Origin of the sequence: Desulfosarcina cetonica JCM 12296, assembly GCF_001311845.1 — a bacterium.
GTDB classification, from domain to species: Bacteria; Desulfobacterota; Desulfobacteria; order Desulfobacterales; family Desulfosarcinaceae; genus Desulfosarcina; species Desulfosarcina cetonica.
In genome coordinates this window covers 1-731 of record NZ_BBCC01000519.1, presented here as the reverse complement: position 1 = coordinate 731, position 731 = coordinate 1, and the positions used below count along the sequence as shown (strand labels likewise).

Sequence of the window (731 nt, the reverse complement as noted above, 5' to 3'; positions counted from 1 at the left end):
GAAGGCCTTGCCCTTTTCGGTAAACACCTTGGCCAGGTAACCGTCCGCCTGCGCCATCATGAGGATGTCCAGGCCCTCGGCATGGTAGGGCCCGCAACCGCAGCTGGTGCAAAAGCAGGTGGACAGCGGCGTATCGCAGGCCACGCCGATGAAGGTCGTGGCCTCAAACGCCCCGAGCCAGTAGGGATCTTTGACGTCCGGGGCGTCGAAGTTGAGTTTCACCAGTTGGGTGGCCTTGGCGTCGCAGGGCCGGATGCCCACCACGGCCCGCGGGGCGTCATCCCTGGCCGGCGCTTTCATGATATGGTGATCCTCTCGGGATTCGTCCAGCGAATATTCCAGGATCACGTCGGACTGGGGAAAGATCAGGTCCTTGGGGGAGAGCCGGGTGTTGACCAGGTCCAGGTCCGGGGCCTGGCCTTTTGCAAGGGCCTTGAACGCATGCTGGTCCTTCTCCCGCACCGGCCCGAACAGTCGGTAGTGATCCGCCGCGGCCGCCAAACCTTGCGTCCATTCTTGTTTATCAATCGTTAGCAGCGTCATGTTTTTTACCCCTTTGTTACTTAATAAAGTCTCCCGGATCATTGGCCTGATAAACATCCAGGGCCGGACGCTGATCCAGGGAGAGACCGGCCTCCCAGCCGAACTGTTCCTGGCAGTCCTTTTCCAGTTTGCGCGTCAACAGCCGCATGTTGATGCCCACCGGACAGGCCCGTTCGCAGGCCCCGCAA

Annotated in this window: 1 pseudogene; it reads right to left on the bottom strand. The window is 60.9% G+C overall.

Annotated features, from left to right (window positions below):
* Positions 1-543: pseudogene (locus JCM12296_RS35350) on the bottom strand (4Fe-4S dicluster domain-containing protein); the annotation flags it as partial.
* Positions 544-731 lie beyond the last annotated feature (188 nt).